Below are 18967 nucleotides of genomic sequence, written 5' to 3'. Positions count from 1 at the left end.
CACTTCTCACGATGTAAACGTGTATCGGAGTTGGCAAGACCCGCTGCCACGGGTGCCATCCGTGCTCCTATCTTATCTGCAAGCGCTCTGGCATGCAAGCGTTGCGACAAACGGTCGAAAAGACCCGGGTTGGTCTATTTGTGTCCGCACGAGTTCGTAGACTTCTCAATAAGGTTAAGTGCCGGTTATTCCGGCCGTTAGAGGAGCTGCCATGTACGAGCCTTCACGTGTTCTTTTATCGTTTCACATCGCTGGATTTCAGTATGCCGACGGCGCATTGGTTCTGGGCGATCTGAAAGCGGGCGATAAACTGACACTGTGTGCCGAGCGCGATAATCCCCACGATCCCGAGGCGGTCGCGATCTTTTTCGGCAAGATCAAGCTCGGCTATGTTCCGGGAAACGAGGTTGGCCCGCTGTCCGTGATGATGTATTACGGGCACGAAGATGTGTTTGAAGCCCGCGTGCAGCAGGTCGCGCCCGAGCGCAGCCCCTGGCATCAGGTGCGCGTTGGCCTTTATGTGGCGGATGCCCGCTAGCCGCTAGGGGAGGCTGTCATGTTTGATGACGACGGCCTGTTTGATCTGACGGATGATCCATTTGAGTGGGATCTGCTGCTCGATGACGATGAGCTGGAGCAGGATCGTAAAAAGCGGAAGGATAAGAACGCGCAAGGCGACGCATCGAAAAAGAATGACAAGCGCCGCCGTGGACTGTTTGGCGGGCTCTTTGGGTAACCGCCGCGCCCAAGCGTCTGTATACTAGGCACGTGTTAGACGCGTTGCGAAATGAGGACACAGACGATGATGTGGTTTACCGCCGACTTGCACTTGGGCGATACGAATATCTTGCACGATATGGATCGGCCGTTCGCCTCGGTCGAGGAGATGAACCGCAAGGTTATTGACGCCATTAACGAGTGCGTTGCTGCGGACGACCGCCTCTATATTCTTGGCGATTTTACGTATCGGCTGCCCATGGCGGAGGCCGTGAACCTACGCGAGCGTATTGCCTGTCAAAACGTGACGCTCATCCGCGGTAACCATGACGGCGATTGGGAAGATCCGGACGCACCGCATATTTGGGATGATGTGCGCGACTACCTGGAGATTGCCCCCGGCTATGCCAAGGGACATCGCCTGGTTTTGAGCCATTACCCCATGCTCAGTTGGAACGGCAAAGCGCGTGGTGCCATTATGCTGCACGGGCATATCCACAGCAGGGGGGACCGTACCAACGCGCGCAACCGTGATCGCGAGCGTCCCGTTTACCGCTACGATGTTGGCCTCGACGCCAATGGCTACAAGCCCGTAAGTCGAGATCAGATCTTGAGCTTCTTTGGACTGTAATTGGAAGTGCAGGTAGAATGAACGCGCCGCGCGGATGGTCTGCGCGGCGCGTTTTAATAGGAGCGATGATTCCATGAGGGCTATCCAGCGCATTAACCACAACGCTGCCATCTGCGAAGATGGTGCGGGGCGTCAGCTTATCGCGTTGGGTCGCGGTATCGGCTTTGGCGATATGCCCCACGAGGTCGACCTGGATGTCATCACCCGCACCTTTTACGGCGTCGATTCAAAGTACCTGGCGTTTATCGACGAGGTTGATCCCGAGGTGCTGGAGTTTTCTGCTCAGCTGGCAGATATCGCAACCGGGCAGCTCTCGTACGAATTGAGTCCCAATCTGCCCATTACGTTGGCCGACCATATTCAGTTTGCCATTAAGCGCGCTCGTGAGCACATGGTGGTATCGTTGCCGCTCGAGCGCGATTTGGAGCAGTTGCACCCCATCGAATATCGCTTAGGCGAGCTGGCTGTTCGCGGTATTAAGAAAACCTTTGCCGTCCGCATGCCCAAGAGCGAGGCCGCGGGTATCGCCATGTCGATTATCAACGCGGCAGTTAAGCCAAGCGAGCGGCGCGTACTTGCCGAGCAGCAGGAGGAGCGCCTGCTCGACATGACGGTCGCAATTATTCAGGAAGAGCTCGGCGTGACGGTCGATCGTACGTCGTTCGCCTTTACCCGCTTTGCCACTCATGTACGCTATCTGCTCGACCGCGTGGCAAAGAAAGAGCCCATCGATACCGAGAATTCCGGTCTCTACGACGTGCTCGTGGAGCAGTATCCGGCGGCATCGCGTTGTGCCCATCGTGTCGACGAGCTGATTCAGGAGACCTTTGGCGAGGCGTTGGCGCAAGAAGAGCTTGTCTACCTGATCATGCATGTGAATCGCGTGGCTCCTTCAAATGCAGATAACTAGTAGGGGCGACTAAGCGTTTCAAATCTGTCTCGGCAACCGTTCGCGGGCTCTTTGCTACCGTTTGTCAGTAATCTGAGCCGCAGCGAACGCGTTCACCGCATATACTCGCCGTGTGTTGGGTGTTACTCACGGCGCAGCTCCGAGAGGCACTACCGATTCTGCCGAGGTCCGTATTGGGTCTCTGTCGGTTGTGCGCGGGGCTTTTTTCATGTCGATCCACCCGGGAATCACATGCAATGAAATCTCTTGCCAACGGGCATCGCGCGCTGCGCAGGCGCGAGCGGAATCGTGTGCCTTGGCGCGGTGAAGTCCCACGGGCTTTTAGTTGGAAGAGAAGGGATTCGACATGGCTGTCGATAACAAGAAGATTGCCGAGGACGTGCTTGCTGCCGTCGGCGGCGCCTCCAATGTGACGAACGCGACGCACTGCATGACTCGCCTGCGTCTGAACCTCAAGGATCAGTCCATCCCCAATGACGATGAAGTTAAGAAGATCAAGGGCGTACTGGGTGCCCAGTGGTCTGGCGGCCAGTATCAGGTCATCATCGGCCAGAACGTGCCGAAGGTCTATGACGCCGCCATTGCGCTGGGAGTTAAGGGCGAAGGCTCCATCGACGAGAATCTCGATGACGGCACCAAGGAGCCGCTGACGCTCAAGACTGCGGGCAAGAAGGTCCTCAACTACCTGTCCAAGACGATGGTCATGACGATTCCGATCATCATGGGCGCCGCCATGTTCCGTACCATCGCCGTGATTTGCGGCGACGGCATGCTCGGTATTTGGGCTGCCGATTCCGATATCTACAACTTCTTCTATAACTGGATCTACAACGCAGGTTACTATTTCCTGCCCATTTACCTGGGTTGGGCCGCTGCCAAACAGCTCGGCTGCAGCCAGCCGCTCGGCATGATGCTCGGCGGTGTGCTCATTGCCCCCGAGTTTATGACGCTCGTTAACGCTGCAGCAGATTCGGGTGCAACGACCACTCTGGTCTACGGCGTGCTTCCGGCTCAGCTGAACAACTATTCTGCCACCGTGCTCCCCATGGTCCTGTCCATGCCGGTGCTCATGGTCGTCGAGAAGTTCATGAAGAAGGTCATTCCCGACATGCTCTCCACGGTGTTTGTGCCTGTGTGCACCTTGGCCGTCATGGTTCCCGTTTCGCTGTGCGCTCTGGCTCCGATCGGCTCCATCCTGGGCAGCGTGGTCGGCAACTTCATGTTCGGTCTCGGCAACACCGGCGGTATCCTAACCATCGTTTCCCTGGTGGCTATCGCCGCGCTTTGGGAGTTCCTGGTCATGACCGGTATGCACCAGGTTTTGATTACCCTTGGTATTGTTCAGCTGCTTACGCTGGGCTCTGACTCCTGCGTTATGGTTGCAGGCGGTATTGCTCAGTTCGCCACGTGGGGCATGGCCTTTGGTGCCTTCCTGCGCCTTAAGGAGACCGACGAGAAGGGCGCTATGCTCGGCTTTTCCCTTTCCGGTATCGTCGGTGGCGTGACGGAGCCTGCGCTGTATGGCTGCGGCTTTAAGTACACCCGCTGCCTGGGCGCCATGGTTGCCGGCGGTGCTATCGGCGGCCTGGTCGCGGCCCTCACGAACGTGACGACGTATGTTTTGGGCGCAACGAATATTCTGGCTATTACCGGATTTGTTGCCGGCGGAACGGCCAACCTCGTTTGGGGCTGCGTTGCTTCGGGCGTTGCGTTTATTTCCGCCGCTGCCATCGCCTACCTCTTTGGTTTTACCAAGGAGCAGCTCGATGAGGATGCAGCTGCCGCTAAGGCTTAAAGCATCTGTTTAGGTGGGATAATTTCCCGGGGCACTTGGCTATACTCCAAGTGCCCTTTTCCATAGATTGGAGTCGTTATGAAACAACTGCTTATTCGTGCCGACGATATCGGTTATTCGTACGCCGTTGACTTAGGGATTGCCCGTAGCGTCAACGAGGGTCTCGTGCGCTCGGCGGGCCTTATGCCCAATATGCCCGAGGCCGAGCGCGGTTGGTCGCTCGTGGCCGATGCCGGCATTGCGGTGGGCCAACACACCAACGTGTGCCTGGGCAGGCCGTGTGCCGACCCGGCGCTCATTCCGAGCATGCTCGACGACAACGGCGAGTTCCATAGCAGCCGTACCTTCCGCGAACACTTTAAGCGTGGCGAGGAACTGATTGACTTCGACGAGGCCTGTATTGAGATTCGTGCGCAGCACGACCGCTTTGTCGAGATCGTGGGTCGCGAGCCCGATTACTTTGAGGCCCATGCCGTTATGAGCAAAAATCTCAACCGCGCGATTTCGGTGGTGGCGCAGGAGCTGGGCCTTAAGGAGCAAAAAGCGAGCTTCGACCCCACGGCCGTGGTGCATTGCGGAGACACCGATCTGCGCATGGTGATGCGTTCGATGGAGCCGGGCTACGAGCCCAAGGAAGCAATCATGCAGACGGTTCGTGAAATGTCCGATGGCGAGACGGTCGTCTTTGTCTGCCATCCGGGCTATCTTGATCGCTTTATCCTCGAGAGTAGCTCGCTTACGACCGATCGTACCAAGGAGGTCGATGCGCTGATCGATCCCGAGCTTCGCACCTGGCTCGAGGCTCAGGACGACCTACACCTCATCGACTACCGCGACCTGTAAAGCACTCAAACCACCACAATGGGGACAGGCACCTTTGTGGTGGTTCTGGCGCCGTTGCCATTCTGGCGGCGGCGCCTTTTTGTCCGCATGGCGCGGTAGAGTATAGGCGGTTAGAATTTGCGTCCATCGAGGAGCTGCTATGAACGAGATCAAGTGCCCGCATTGCGGCGAAGTCTTTAAGGTCGATGCGTCCGGCTATGCGGATATCGTCAAACAGGTGCGCGATGCGGAGTTCTCGCGCGACCTGGATGAACGCGTAGCGGCGGCTCGACGCGAGGGCGAGCAGGCGCTGGAGCTGGAGCGTTCGCGATCGGCTGCCGCCTTACAGGAGGCGGAGTCGGAGCGTAACGCTCAGCTCGTTGAGCAGAAAAACGCCGCGGAACACAAGCTGGCACAGGAAGTTGCCAAGCGCGACGCTGAGCTTGCCGAGCTGCGTGCCAAGCTCGAGGGCGCTGCCGCAGAGCGCGAGAGCGCAAGCCAGCGTGCGGCTGTTGAGGCCCGTGCCGATGCTCAGAAGGAAAATGCTGAGCTGCAGCGTGAGATTGACAACCTGCGTGCGCAGCTGGGACGCAAGGATGACGAAGCCAAGCTTGCCGAGGCAGCGGTGCGCAATGCTGCTCAAAACGATTTGGCCGCACGCGATGCTCAGATTGCCGAGCTGCAGGCGAAGCTCTCCGCTGCAGACAAGGCCCAGGAGATGGCACTTGCCGCTGCTGCGGCTGAGTCCCAGCGCGAGCTTAATGCCGCTCGAAGCGAGGCCGAGCGCGCGCTTGCCGACTATCAGGCGAAGGTACAGGAGAAGTTCTCCACCGCAAAGGCTCAGTCTGCGCAGGAGGCCGAGGGCCTGCGTGCGCAGCTGCGCGAACAGGAACTGGCGGCAAAGATGAACCTGTCGGAGGCGGTTGCTGCGGCGGAGCGTGAGCGCGATGAGGCGCGCGCGAAGCTCACGAGCGAGCTGGCGGTGCGCGATTCGCGTGAGGAACAGGCCAAGGCAGCGCACCAGCTCGAGCTTGCACAGGCCAAGCGCGCGAGCGATGAACTGATTCGCTATAAGGACGAAGAGATTGAGCGTCTGAAGGACATGAAGGTTCGCCTATCCACCAAGATGGTGGGCGAATCGCTGGAGCAGCACTGCGAGACTGAGTTCAACCGCCTGCGCATGACGGCGTTTCCCAACGCGTACTTCGAGAAAGACAACGATGCGTCCGAGGGCACCAAGGGCGACTTTATTTTCCGTGAGTGCGACGCGAGCGGCAACGAGATTATCTCGATTATGTTCGAGATGAAAAACGAGAACGACGAAACCGCGACCAAGCATAAAAACGAGGACTTCTTTAAGAAGCTCGACCACGACCGTCGCCAGAAGGGCTGCGAGTATGCGGTGCTTTGCTCGCTGTTGGAACCCGAGAGTGAGCTCTACAACGCCGGTATCGTAGACGTGAGCTATCGCTACGAGAAGATGTACGTGATCCGCCCGCAATTCTTCATTCCCATGATTACGCTCTTGCGAAATGCTGCCATGGGCTCGCTGCGCTATAAGCAGGAGCTGGCGGAGTACAAACAGCAGAATATCGATGTGACGAACTTCGAGGCCAAAATGGAGAAGTTCAAGGACGGCTTCTCGCGCAATTACAATTTGGCGAGCAAACAGTTCGAATCGGCGATCAAGGAGATCGATGCCGCCATCAAACAGCTCGAGAAGACCAAGGACGATCTGCGTCGCAGTACCGAGAACCTGCGCCTGGCCCATAACAAGGCCGATGAGCTTACCATTCGCAAGCTCACTTGGGGCAACAAGACCATGAAGTCGGCGTTTGACGAGGCGCGCGAGACGGCAACGGGCACGGGCGATGAGCCCGCTGAGGCCGATTCGTATGAGGTCGAGGATGCCGAGTAGAAGGTAGCGTATCGCGCAAAAAGCGGGGCCGCTGGCGATGTTGCCAGCGGCCCCGCTTTGTTTCGTTCCATTGCGCCCGGCTAGTCCTCGAGCAGGTCCTCGATAAAGCCGACGCGGTAGTGGGTGAAGATAACCTCGCCGCCGTCTTGCGTGGCGTCCAGGTCGACATCGCCCATGATGCCAAAGTCGTGGTCGCCATCCTCGTCGGCAAAGATCTGGTGCACGTGCCACACGTGATCGGTCTTCTCGTCGCTCTCGTCGATGGTAAACATCGCCGAGCTGCGGGCGTCGCCGTCGGTGAGGATCTCCTCGTGTTGCTCGTGATAGGCATCGAGCGCCTTTTGCCAGCGGACTTCGCTCATGCCCCAGTCCTCGTCGAGCTCGCCCAGGTCGCGGACGTGTCCGCGGGCGGCAAGGGTCACGCGGCGGAAGAGCGCGTTGCGCACCAGCAGAGTGCAGCCGCGGCGGTCTGCCACGACCTCGTCGATGCCCTGGGGTGGTGCGGCGTCGAGTGCGGCCGGGTTGCCGGCGTTCTCCCACTCGTCAACCAGGCTCGAGTCGACCGAGCGCACCACAAAGCCCAGCCACGAAATGATGTCGCGAAGACGCTCGTCGCGCTTCTCGATCGGTACGGTGCGGTCGAGCGAGCGGTAGGCCTCGGCCAGATAGCGCAGCAGAATACCCTCTGAGCGGGCGATGCCGAGCTTTTGGATATAGCCCTTAAAATCACTCGCGCTCTCCAACATGTCGCGCAGGACGCTCTTGGGCGAGAGCTGGTAGTCGTTGGCCCAAGGCACTTCTTGGCAGTACTTGTCGAAGGCGGCATCGAGCAAGTCCTCGAGCGGCTTTTCGTAGGTGACATCCTGGATGCGCTCCAAGCGCTCTTCGTACTCGACGCCGTCGGCCTTCATTTCGGCCATGGCGCGGTCGCGCGCGGCGCGTTCCTGTGCGCGCAGCACCTGCTTGGGGTCCTCGAGCGTTGCCTCGACCATCGAGATGAGGTCCATGGTATAGGTCTCGCTCTCGGGGTCGAGCAGCTCCAGCGCGGCGAGCAAAAACGGCGAAAGCGGCTGGTCGAGCGCAAAGTCCTCAGGCAGGTCGACCGTCAGCGCATAGTCGATGTCGGGCGCGGCGTCGGCCGGAGCGTCGGGCGTGGGTGGCACTTCGGTGCGCACGACGACGCCGGAGTCGATGAGCGTGGCGAAGATCTCGTCGGCGCGAACCTCGAGCTTCGCCTTTTCCTCAGGCGTTTGCAGGCTTGTCTCGATGAGGTTGTGTACGCGGGCGCGAGCGTCACCGCCCTGCTCGACCACACTGATCACCATGGAGTGCGTGATGCGCAGGCGCGGCTTGAGCGTCTCGGGCTGCGTCTCGATCAGGCGCTCAAAGGTCTGCTTGTTCCAGGTGACAAAGCCCTCGGGGGCCTTTTTCTTTTTAATCTTGCGGAGCTTTTTGGGGTCGTCGCCCGCCTTGGCCATGAGCTTGGCGTTTTCGATCTCGTGCTCCGGGGCCTCGGCGATGACCATGCCCTCGGTGTCAAAGCCCGAGCGACCGGCACGACCAGCGATCTGATGGAACTCACGGGCGCGCAGGCGACGCATCTTGTAGCCGTCGAACTTGGTGAGCGCGGTGAGGACCACGGTGTGGATGGGCACGTTGATGCCGACGCCGAGTGTGTCGGTGCCGCAAATGACAGGTAGTAGGCCCTGCTGCGCCAGACGCTCGACCAGCAGGCGATAGCGCGGCAGCATGCCGGCGTGGTGCACGCCGACGCCGCATCCGAGCAAGCGCTTGAGGATCTTGCCAAAGGCCGTTGAGAAGCTCGTGCCCTTGGCCGCTTCCTTGATGGCCTCGCGCTGCTCCTTGCTGGCAATGCCGAAGTTGGCGAGCGACTGTGCCGTCGCAAGTGCGGCATCCTGGCTAAAGTGCACGATATAGAGTGGGGCCTCGCCGCGGCGCATGGCGAGCTCGACCGTGCCCTCGAGCGAGGTCGTCACGTAGTCGTAGCTCAGCGGCACGGGGCGTGGGGCATCGACGACCAAGTCGCAAGCAGCGCCGGTGTGCTCCTCGAGTGAGGCGGCGATGGCAGTGACATCGCCGAGCGTGGCGCTCATGAGCATAAACTGCGTGTGGGGCAAGGTGAGCAGCGGCACCTGCCAGGCCCAGCCGCGGTCGGGGTCGGCAAAGTAGTGGAACTCGTCCATGGCTACGCAGCCCACATCGGCGTCCTCGCCCTCGCGCAGCGCATCGTTGGCAAGGATTTCGGCCGTGCAGCAGATAACGGGCGCTTTGGTGTTGATATGCGTATCGCCGGTGATCATGCCGACGTTATCGCGGCCGAGCACCTGCACCAAATCAAAAAACTTCTCGCTGACCAGGGCCTTGATGGGAGCAGTGTAATAGCAACGCTTGCCTTGCGCCATGCCCATAAAGAGCATGCCCAGCGCGACAAGCGACTTACCCGAGCCGGTCGGCGTGCCCAAAATGACATGATCGCCGGCTGCTAGGTCCATGAGGGCCTCTTCTTGGTGGTCCCACAGCTCGATGCCGCGCTCGCCCGTCCATTCAAAGAAGCGCTCGAAGGCCTGGTCGGGCGTGAGCCACGGTTCGGGCTCGCTGCCGTCCTCGGGCTCCCACCAGGTGGGGGAGAGCGCACCGAGTGAGCCGAATTCGGCTTCGGTTCCCGTGCCGCCCGAGAATGAGCTGGCGGCTCCGGCACCGGAGACGGTGCTGGCGGCGATATCTGTCGTGGTCTGTGCCATGTGTTTGCTTTCTCTCGCGATTGTCCGCCAACTATTATGGCGTAGCGTCGCATCGATGCGTTCGCAGGCAAGAAAATGCAGGAAATGGGCGTTCTGCCCAGCCGTTTAGTGTAGTCGCTAGCCAAGTGAGTAGACTTTTTGCGATATTGCGAGCACATGACTTTTGCGCAAGGGTTCTACCTGCGGTTTTATGTTTCGCTATGCGGGCTGTGCCTGGCTATTGCAAAAAAGTCTACTCACTTAGGTTTGAGGGCCGTTCGCTGGCGCCAATTTGCGCTTGTTTGCCGACGCCGCGACCATCAGAAGCCCCTAGGACTCTTGCGGCAGGCGCTTCTTGCCTTTGCGGGCGCGGTTTCTAAAGTTCTCGACGGCTTCTTCCATGCCGAGGGGCACGTAGGTGAGCTCATCGAGATCGTCGGGCAGATAGCAGGCGAGGCTCTGCTCCTGCGCCCGGCCTGCCGCGAGCTGCTCTTCGGTGGGCTCCGCACCGGGTGTGGCGCAGATGCCATAGACGACAGCGCCCATCTCGCGCGTTCGGCACTCGTACTCGGTCTCGGGGTGCTCGGGATGGTCGCGGCGGACGTCGTCGCTTACCCAAAGTGTGTCGTAGCCTGCCGCGGCAAACTGCCCCAGGGCGTAGTCGCGCAATGGCTTGCTGTCGGTGCGCAGCGTGACGGTGGCGCCGGCTGCAAAGAGCGGGCGGTAGAGCATCAAGTGGTCGACATGGACGAGTCGTTTTTTGGCGTACTTGGCCTTGGGCTGCGGCGTGGGAAAGTTGATGGTGATGGCATCGAGCTCGCCTGTGGCAAACAGCTGCGGTAGCGATGCAGCGCCTCGGGGCAGGACGAGTGCGTTGGTCAGTTCCTGCTCGCAGATTTTCTGTGCGGCATAGGCGATGCAGATGGGCTCCTGGTCCATACCGATAAAGAGGGTGTTTGGCTCGTGGGCCGCGCGTTCTGCAAGGTACGTTCCCTTGCCGCAGCCAAGATCCAGGTGAAGGTGTTCGAATGGCTTGCTGCCTGCGGGTGCACAGGCTTCACGCCAATCTCCGGCATAGGCCTCGGGGTTCGTCTCAATCGCATCGGCGTAGCGCTCCAGGCGCTCCTCGAGCACAAAGTTCTTAGGCGTGCGAACGTGGACGGCTCCCATGAGGCTCCTTGGTCATAAGTATGGAACGCATGGCTGCGCGTTCCGGCGATGGGTTGAAAAGCTGGGCGCAGTTTGCCCTAAAGTTGCGGTGCGGCTCGGCGGTGAGTCGTCGATGACTACAGACGCTTGAGAATCACATAGCGGTTGAGCTCTCCGCTGCGACCGTCGGCATGGAAGCGCTCAAGCTCGCGCACGGGAACCTCGCCGCTCTTGTAGAACGTACGGACGCCGCGCACCAGGTCGGTGATCTGCTGATCGTCAAAGTGATGGCAATAGCGGTAAGCATGACGGTCGTTTTGCCAGCCAATGAGGTGGTCGCCGGCTTCAAACTGCGCGGAGTCGTAGCCCTCAAACGGCGGGGTGAGCTCGGCGCGGGCTTCGGCGCGAACGGCCTTGCGCGCCATGCGCTCGTCGTTCATAAACTCCCAAAAGCTGATGGCGATGATGCCGCCCGGGCGCGTCTGCCGCACCAGGGCGTCGAGCACGCGTACGCGGTACTCGCACGACGGTACGTGGTGCATAAAGCCAAAACAGACCGAGATGTCGGCGAGCGGGGCGTCGAAAAGCACGTCGGGTGTCTCGGCGGGGTTGAGCTTCATGAGGGCATCGAGCACGTCGAGCTCCTGGAAGTGCAGGTTGGGAATGCGCAGGGCGTGGCCATGTGCATCGATGGCCAGGTCTTGGCACGAGTCGACACCATAGAACTCAAACGGACAGCTGGCATCTGCCGAGGGGTTTGCTCCGTCGACGCCCTTGGCGGCAAGTGCGCCGCCGGCGGCAAAGTTCTCGAACCGCATATTGCCGCAGGCAAGATCGAAGACGCGGACGGGATGCTCGATCGTGGCGACGTCGAGCTGCCCGAGCGCGATATCCATGGTGCGCACCCAGCCGGGCCACGGGGCCTGGCGCGTATCGGAGAAGGAGGCGGAGTGCTCGCGATAGAACGTGTTGTTGAGCTGGATGAGCGATGAGGCGAAATCGCGGTTCACGGCGCGGAACTCCCTCCGTTGGCGGTGCGGAATAAACAGTACGACCATACTACCGTTAACGCCGCAACGGGGACAACCAAGCTACGGGTCATTGCTTTGTTTGGACACATTTCCGCAGCTCATATGCACCCGCAACCGCCGGTTGTCAAAAATCTCACTAGAATAGGTGGCATGCTTTTGGCGGTGGCGGATAGATTTTTAACTGTGCAAGGCGCCTTAAGAACAAAAACGGTCCGGCGGCACGGCTGGCATCACATAGGAGGAACCATGAATGTAGAAACTGCGCAGCGGCTCGCCGACCTTCGTCGCAGCAAGGGTTTTAGCCAAGAAGGGCTGGCGCGAAAGCTGGGGCTGTCGCGCCAGGCAGTCAGTAAATGGGAGCGCGCGGAGAGCTCGCCCGATACCGAGAATCTGATCTCGCTTGCCAAGCTCTATGGCGTGAGTCTGGACGAGCTGCTCAATCCGAGCGACGAGATTGAGGATGATATCGAGTTTGAGAACGAGGATCGCGCTCGCCAGCGCGAGGCCGAGGCGGCAGAGCGTGCCCGCACCCACGAGGCGGCAGCGCGAGCTACCGAGGCGGCAACCCAGGCAAGTGATGCCGCGGCCAAGGCGGCGCAGGCGGCAAGCTGGAGCGCTCAGGCTGCCAATGCCGCAACGGCTCAGGTAACGGCCGGCGGTGCGGCCAATCCGGCTCCGGTGAAGGGCCCGTTCCAGTCGTTCCCGTATTGGGCCGTGTGCTGGCTGCTGTTCTTTTTACTGATGTTTCTGGTTGGTGCCAGCCCCTTTCCTGCACTGATCTTCTTTACGATTCCCATCTATCACTGGGTGGCACGTGCGCTCGATGGCGATTGGGCGCGCGGGGATATCCAGGTTGGTCAGGCGCCGGCGGTCGCTAGGACTAAGGGGGAGGACGTTTTCACAGCGGTTGACGCTGACATGGCTGCCGCGACCACCGCTGAGTCGAGTGCCAAAGAAGGTGATGAATGATGAAGCTCTCGCATGAGTCTAAGAGGCGCTTGGGCATTGGCATCGGAGCGTTTGTGCTCATCATCGGGCTTGTCTTTGGCACTTCGCGGACTTTGATTCATTTTGATGGACCGTGGGATCTCAACGATGTTGTATCCGGCTTGTCTGGTATGGACGATGCGTTTGACGAGGACGATTCCTTGAATAGCGGTAACTATTCCGCTCGGCCTCAACAGCTTTCGAGCGAAACGTTTGATGCCGACGCGTTCACATCGCTTGACTTGGACGTGACGTCGGGCACGGTCGAGGTCAAACACGTCTCCGGCGGGCCAGTGCGCGTGATTGAAAGCGGTCGCGTGGCAACGGGGACCGTTGCCTTCGATGCGGCAACCCAGAACCTGGCCGAAATCAAGGGCTCTACGCTCAAGATTCGCCAGTTCGATTGCGATGACGAGCGCGCCATTGACCGCACGGTTACCGTCGAACTGCCGCGCAAAGTTGCCGATAACATGGTGGGCATTACAGCGAATGTAGGATCGGGTGATCTGACGGTCGCGGGCATTGCGTGTCATGACCTCAACCTGACTCTGGACTCGGGAGACGTTGAGTTTACGGGCACCGTGACCGATACCCTGAATGCCGAGGTCGGTTCGGGCGATGTGACGTTCGAGCTTTACCCGGCCCCCACGAAGTCGATGGACGTGAGTGTGGGCTCGGGCGATGTGGAGATGACGGTTCCGAACTCGACGGGCTTTAAGGCGAGCCTCACCTTGGGCAGCGGCGACTTCGAGAGCGATTTCCTTCCGCTTGGCTACGACGGCGAGACCATTTTGAATCTTGAATTCGATAACGGTGACAAGTCTGCCACGTATCGTTTTGAGGTCGGTTCGGGCGACATGTCGTTTGATTCGGAGTATTGAGGCAGACGAAAGCCTAGGCGAAGATATAGACGCGCTGTTTGATGAAGGCGCCGAAGCCGAGATCGGCTCCGGCGCCTTTGCCTTTACAATGGGGGCATGGAACAGATTATTTTGAACATACTCGAGGCTCTGCGTCGCGGTGAGACCGTGGACGACAAGGCGCTCGTCAAACTGATACATGCCGAGGCGCGCCGTGAGGGTGCCGACAAACGAGATCTGGCCAAGCGCCGTCTGCTGCCGTTCTACCAGCGGGTTAAACGTGAGAAGCCGGCTCGTTGGGCTGGATGGAATGTCGATGCCGAGCTGGAGCGTCAGCTGCTGCAGGTGCTGCGCATGAAGCCGCGCCGCACGGCTTCGGGCGTGGCGACCATTACCGTCATCACCAAGCCGTGGCCCTGTTCGGGCGATTGCCTGTTTTGCCCCAACGATCTGCGCATGCCCAAAAGCTATCTGCATGCCGAGCCGGCATGCGCCCGTGCGGAGCAAAACTGCTTTGACCCGTATTTGCAGGTGAGCGCTCGCCTGACCGCACTTTCGCAGATGGGGCATGCGACCGACAAGATCGAGCTTATCGTGCTCGGTGGCACCTGGAGCGACTATCCGCAAGGGTATCAGACGTGGTTTATGTCCGAGCTTTTCCGTGCGCTCAATGACGATGCCGTCGCCGGCGTGGCGGCAAACCCCATGTTGGCGCGTCCGGGCATCAGCCGTGCCGAGGCGGGGCGCCTGCTCGATGACGCTCCCGCCGATGCCCTGCCGCCGGTGGTAACAGAGCGCCGCGAGCGCTATCGGGCTGCCGGCATTGCGGCTGACGAGGCCAAGCTCGCTGCCGGCGTTGCCGACGAGCAGGGGCGTGTGGATGCTGCCGTGGGCGGCTATAACCGTGCGGTGCGTCGTCTGTACGGCCCCGGTACGCCGTGGGGCGAGGTCACCGAGTGGCAGACGGCAACGATGGAGGAACTCGAGCGTCAGCAGCGCATTAACGAGACGGCGAAGCATCGCGTGGTGGGACTCGTTATCGAGACGCGCCCCGATGCCGTAACGCCGCAGGCGCTCACGCTCATCCGCCGCCTGGGCTGCACCAAGATACAGATGGGCATCCAAAGCCTTGACCAGCATCTACTCGATATCAACGAGCGCCGCATTTCGGTGACACAGATCGAGCGGGCGTTTTCGCTCGCGCGCCTGTTTGGCTTTAAGATCCACGCTCATTTTATGCTCAACTTGTTGGGCGCCACACCCGAGGGGGACAAGCGCGACTACGAGCGCTTTATGACCGAGGGGGCCTTTATGCCCGACGAGGTCAAAGTCTACCCGTGTGCGCTCATCGAGGGCTCGCGCCTGGTGGGCTGCTGCGAGCGCGGCGAGTGGCGCCCCTATACCGAGGAAGAACTGCTCGATGTGCTGGCCGATGACATCGTGGTGACGCCGGCGTTCTGCCGCATCAGCCGCATGATTCGCGACTTTAGTTCCGATGACATCATGGTGGGCAACAAGAAGCCCAACCTGCGTCAGCTCGTCGAGAACCGCCTGGCTGCTCGGGGTGACGGTGCGACGGTGCGTGAGATTCGCTATCGCGAGATCAGCACGGCGGGTGCCGACTTGGATGAGCTATCTCTTGATGAGGAAGTAGCGTACGAGACGCCGGTGACTTACGAGCGCTTTTTGCAGTGGGTGACGCCGCGGGGCAAGATCGCGGGCTTTTTGCGGTTGTCGCTGCCCGACCATTCGTTTGTTGCCGCACATGCGGACGAGTTGCCGACGACGCCGGACGAGGCGATGATTCGCGAGGTGCACGTGTATGGCATGGCGGCGCGCGTGGGCGACCAGGGCCAGGCGGCGCAGCATCACGGGTTGGGGCGTTTGCTCGTAGAGCGTGCGTGCGAGATTGCCCGGGATGCGGGTTATGCGCGTATCAACGTGATTAGCGCGATTGGCACACGCGAGTACTATCGCCATCTTGGATTTTATGACCATGGCCTTTATCTGCAAAAGGAGCTCTAGATGAACAAGCCGAGTGTTTCTGCCGGCGTCGTTGCCGGCGTTGCTCTGGGAGCCGCGGCGCTTGGTGCGGCCGCTGTCGCTGTTCGTGCTGCCTGTCTGCAGGTTGCGCGAACCCGCAATGGGTTGGCGCGTGTGAAACGCGTGCACGACGAGGGCGGCGACGAAGTCCGCGTATTGGTGCAAGGCGGCGTCTACCAAAGCGCGAGTTACGTTGGCGAGCGCTGGGCGGAGCCCGTCTTTGCGTACTATCGCGCGTTTGACGACGTGTTTGAGGCCGAGGATGCGATGCGCGACGCTTATGGTCACGGTATCGACCGCATGCTTATGCTGGGCGGCGGCGGGTTTGCCTATCCTAAATTCGCCCTGATGTCGCACGAGGGCTTGCGCATGGACGTCATCGAGTATGACGGAGAGATAACGCGCTTGGCGCGCCGTTGGTTCTATCTGGATGAACTGGAGCACGCGGTGGGCGATCGCCTGCGGGTGATTACCGCTGAGGCTCGCTCGTATCTGGGTGTGACGAGCGTGGGCCATCGTCGCTACGACGTCGTTGTGAGCGATTGCTTTGGCGGTGCCGAGCCCGTACGCGAGTTGGCGACGGTTGAGGCGTTGCGTTTAGTGCGGGGCAGCCTAAATGTTGGTGGTGTCTACGTCGCCAATATCGTGAGCGCAAACGAGGGGAGCGACGTGACGTTCCTGCGCGACTGCGCTGCCACGGCACTCGAGGTATTCGCCCATGCCTGGGTGGTCCCGTGCGGCGATGCGAAGTTCGGCGGCGAGGAGAACTACCTGCTCATCGCCAGCGACGGCGACTATGCCTTTGCCGAAGCCGTGCCCTTCGACACCGACTTCCTCGGCACCGTCCTTCACGACAAATAAGTCTCCCCGTCCCAAAAAGACTGGTCTTAGGTGTGGTCGCGCCAGCCGAGAACGCGCTGCTTCATGCCTTCGATGTCGAGCACGCCTTCGGCAAAGCCTTTGCGCACGAGCTCTTCTGGAACGAATTCGTCGTACCGATCAAAGTAAGGCACCTCGCCGGGATAGACGAGGTCGATGGGGTCGAAGTCTTTCTCGGCTTCGGCGGCGAGCACTTCAAAGAACGTCTCCTCGTCGGCCTTCATCTTGAACTGCATAAAGTACGGACGTGACGGGTCGAGTCCGCGAAGGCCCAGCTCCGCGGCACACTTAATCTTGAGCACGCGCTCGAGTGCTAGGAAGGCGTAGCTGCCCAACCAGGGGAAGAGCACCCAGGTGTCGCCACCCAGGTTGATGAGCGGCTTAGTTCCCGCCCCCGAAATCTCGGCCGTATGACGAGCCTGCGCCAAGCGAGCCCGTGCGTTACCCATGAGGTACGGATATGTCGCGTGCTCGTTGAGCGCCTGGCGCATGCGCTCGAGTACGTGTGTGTTGATGTCACCGGGGCAGTCGCCAAAGTAGGCCGGCACACGACCCTTGACCTGCGTGGCAAAGACGGTGTGGCGCTTCCAGTCCACTTCCTCGACAATCCAGCAGTGTCCGGCGATGGCGATGCGCTCACCGGGCGGTGGCGGGTTGACGATCGTGCCCAATTCGGCCGACTCGCTACGAACGGTGAACTCCTCGTTTTCCTGGAATACGGCGTAGAACTTAAAGTTGTTGATGATGCGCTCGCCCGCGAGACCCACGATGAGTCCGCCGCCCTCGGTGACCTGGATATGGTCGATCTTAATGAGGTGACGCAGCAATACGCGATAGTCATCGGCCGAGATGCGATGGAAATAGCTGAGTGTGAGCACGCGCTGGGCAAGCTCTGCTGGCGTGAGCTCGCCGGTGCTGGCAAGCGTCGACATAGTCTGGTGGTAGAGTAGACTGTAGGGGAGTCGATCGAGCTCGGGCGGCTCGACCCACTTTTCCTCGCGATAGAGTTGTACGAGCGCAATGCCCTGCAGGAGCTTCCACGGAATGGTCTCGGGCATCATCGTGCGCGGCTCGGGCTCTTCCTCGCGCATGACAAACCACATTTCGGGTGGAAGGTCGCGGCGTCCCGTGCGGCCCATTCGCTGCAAAAAGGAGCTAACGGTAAACGGCGCGTCGATCTGGAAGGCACGCTCCAGACGGCCGATATCGATACCGAGCTCAAGCGTAGAGGTGGTGACGGTCGTCTGTGCCTGCTCCTCATCGCGCATGAGTTCCTCGGCCGTCTCGCGCAACGATGCCGAAAGATTGCCGTGATGAATGAGGAAACGGTCGGGCTCGTGCCGGTTCTCGCAGTAGCTACGCAGCATGGAGCACACGGCCTCTGCCTCCTCGCGCGAGTTGGCAAAGACCAGGCACTTGCGGCCGCGCGTATGCTCAAAGATATAGCCCATACCGGGGTCGGCGTTGTCGGGCGCCGTGTCGGTGGGGTTGAGAAGCGCCTGCTCGGTCGCTCGTGGGATGTCGACTTCGCCCTCGGGGGCCGAGGAAGTGCGACGGTCTTTGGGAGCGGCTTTGCCTCGTGCCCGCTCACGACGTTGACGGCGCTCCTCTTGTGTGAGCTGTCCGCTGTGACGCATGTCTTGGGCGCCGGCGGGCAGTGCCGCGGATGCCGCCTCGATGCGCTCGCACGCAAGCACTTCGGCCTCTTGAGGACCCGTGCTCTCGAATCCCCGCTGCTGTGCCTGGGGACCCGAGTTGTAGAAGTGCTCCATGGAGATGCGCCACACGCGACGCGGTTCCTCAAAACGGGGGATAACGCAGTCGCGTCCCGTTCCCTGCGAGAGAAAGGCACCCGTGCGCTCGGGGTCGCCGATGGTGGCCGAAAGGCCAATGCGGCGGGGCTGCACGCCTGCCATGCGCGAGAGGCGCTCGATAAGACAGAGCGTCTGCCCGCCGCGGTCGCCACGCATGAGCGAATGAACCTCGTCGATGACGACGTAGCGCAGGTCGCAAAACATGCGCGGGATCGCCATGTGCTTATGGATCAGGAGCGCCTCGAGCGATTCGGGCGTAATCTGAAGGATGCCGCCCGGCTTTTTGATGAGTTTGGCCTTGTGTGACTGCGAGACATCGCCATGCCAGTGCCAGACGGGGATATCGGCTTCTTCGCATAGGTCGTTGAGGCGGACGAATTGGTCGTTGATGAGCGCCTTGAGGGGGCCGATGTAGAGGGCGCCCACGCTTGCGGGCGGGTTCTCCCAAAACTCGGTCAGGATGGGAAAGAAGGCTGCCTCGGTTTTGCCGGAAGCCGTGGATGCCGTCAGGAGCACATTGTCCTGCGTATTAAAGATGGCATCAGCTGCTGCAACCTGGATAGAGCGTAGGCTCTCCCAATCGTGGGAGTAGATGAAGTCTTGGATAAACGGGGCGTAGCGGTCAAAGGCGTTCACGGGGCCTCCTTTCAACATCGAATCTCTCAACGCG

General features: G+C 60.4%; 15 protein-coding genes. 11 read left to right on the top strand and 4 right to left on the bottom strand.

Annotated features, from left to right (window positions below; all coding sequences use genetic code 11):
- Positions 1-211 precede the first annotated feature (211 nt).
- From AB5Z14_RS01815 to AB5Z14_RS01785, 7 genes are all read left to right on the top strand, one after another.
- A complete protein-coding gene (locus AB5Z14_RS01815; RefSeq protein ID WP_368130029.1) occupies positions 212-538 on the top strand; it encodes an HIRAN domain-containing protein in 327 nt (108 codons plus the stop codon).
- Between the two features lie 18 nt (positions 539-556).
- A complete protein-coding gene (locus AB5Z14_RS01810) occupies positions 557-736 on the top strand; it encodes a hypothetical protein (RefSeq protein WP_368130028.1) in 180 nt (59 codons plus the stop codon).
- 66 nt (positions 737-802) lie between these two features.
- Positions 803-1348 carry a metallophosphoesterase gene (locus AB5Z14_RS01805; protein WP_368130027.1) on the top strand — a complete coding sequence of 182 codons (546 nt, stop codon included), beginning with the start codon at positions 803-805 and terminating at the stop codon, positions 1346-1348.
- A gap of 73 nt (positions 1349-1421) precedes the next feature.
- The gene (locus tag AB5Z14_RS01800) at positions 1422-2258 is read left to right on the top strand and encodes a PRD domain-containing protein (protein WP_368130026.1); all 837 of its coding nucleotides are present in this window, start codon (positions 1422-1424) and stop codon (positions 2256-2258) included.
- A 346-nt stretch (positions 2259-2604) separates the two neighbouring features.
- Positions 2605-4053: a PTS transporter subunit EIIC gene (locus AB5Z14_RS01795; protein ID WP_368130025.1), complete on the top strand. Its 1449-nt coding sequence runs from the start codon at positions 2605-2607 to the stop codon at positions 4051-4053.
- 78 nt (positions 4054-4131) lie between these two features.
- A complete protein-coding gene (locus AB5Z14_RS01790; protein ID WP_368130024.1) occupies positions 4132-4896 on the top strand; it encodes a ChbG/HpnK family deacetylase in 765 nt (254 codons plus the stop codon).
- Positions 4897-5035: 139 nt separating this feature from the next.
- Positions 5036-6793, top strand: a complete 1758-nt coding sequence (locus AB5Z14_RS01785) for a DUF2130 domain-containing protein (RefSeq protein WP_368130023.1) — start codon at positions 5036-5038, stop codon at positions 6791-6793.
- 80 nt (positions 6794-6873) lie between these two features.
- Here AB5Z14_RS01785 and AB5Z14_RS01780 read toward each other — a convergent pair whose 3' ends face one another.
- From AB5Z14_RS01780 to AB5Z14_RS01770, 3 genes are all read right to left on the bottom strand, one after another.
- The gene (locus AB5Z14_RS01780) at positions 6874-9555 is read right to left on the bottom strand and encodes a DEAD/DEAH box helicase (RefSeq protein WP_368130022.1); all 2682 of its coding nucleotides are present in this window, start codon (positions 9553-9555) and stop codon (positions 6874-6876) included.
- Positions 9556-9864: 309 nt separating this feature from the next.
- Positions 9865-10704, bottom strand: coding sequence for a tRNA (guanine(46)-N(7))-methyltransferase TrmB (gene trmB / locus AB5Z14_RS01775; RefSeq protein ID WP_368130021.1), 840 nt, complete (start codon positions 10702-10704; stop codon positions 9865-9867).
- A gap of 116 nt (positions 10705-10820) precedes the next feature.
- The gene (locus AB5Z14_RS01770; RefSeq protein ID WP_055250686.1) at positions 10821-11693 is read right to left on the bottom strand and encodes a class I SAM-dependent methyltransferase; all 873 of its coding nucleotides are present in this window, start codon (positions 11691-11693) and stop codon (positions 10821-10823) included.
- Positions 11694-11960: 267 nt separating this feature from the next.
- Here AB5Z14_RS01770 and AB5Z14_RS01765 point away from each other — a divergent pair, with 267 nt between their 5' ends.
- The 4 genes from AB5Z14_RS01765 (at position 11961) to AB5Z14_RS01750 (ending at position 16465) form a co-directional block, all read left to right on the top strand.
- Positions 11961-12683: a helix-turn-helix domain-containing protein gene (locus AB5Z14_RS01765; RefSeq protein ID WP_368130020.1), complete on the top strand. Its 723-nt coding sequence runs from the start codon at positions 11961-11963 to the stop codon at positions 12681-12683.
- Complete coding sequence (locus AB5Z14_RS01760; protein WP_217752365.1) at positions 12683-13582, top strand: DUF4097 family beta strand repeat-containing protein; 900 nt, start codon at positions 12683-12685, stop codon at positions 13580-13582. Before AB5Z14_RS01765 ends, AB5Z14_RS01760 begins: the two co-directional genes overlap by 1 nt.
- Before the next feature lie 96 nt (positions 13583-13678).
- Positions 13679-15586 carry an elongator complex protein 3 gene (locus AB5Z14_RS01755; protein ID WP_368130019.1) on the top strand — a complete coding sequence of 636 codons (1908 nt, stop codon included), beginning with the start codon at positions 13679-13681 and terminating at the stop codon, positions 15584-15586.
- On the top strand, positions 15587-16465 hold the full coding sequence (locus AB5Z14_RS01750) for a spermidine synthase (protein WP_368130018.1): 879 nt from the start codon (positions 15587-15589) through the stop codon (positions 16463-16465).
- A gap of 26 nt (positions 16466-16491) precedes the next feature.
- On the opposite strand, the gene AB5Z14_RS01745 is transcribed toward AB5Z14_RS01750, so the two are convergent.
- Positions 16492-18933: a DEAD/DEAH box helicase gene (locus tag AB5Z14_RS01745; protein WP_368130017.1), complete on the bottom strand. Its 2442-nt coding sequence runs from the start codon at positions 18931-18933 to the stop codon at positions 16492-16494.
- Between the last annotated feature and the right edge of the window lie 34 nt (positions 18934-18967).

Origin of the sequence: Collinsella aerofaciens (assembly GCF_040910265.1) — a bacterium.
GTDB classification, from domain to species: Bacteria; Actinomycetota; Coriobacteriia; order Coriobacteriales; family Coriobacteriaceae; genus Collinsella; species Collinsella aerofaciens_BK.
The sequence above is the reverse complement of the archived record's forward strand: the minus strand, read 5'-3'. Positions and strand labels throughout refer to the sequence as shown.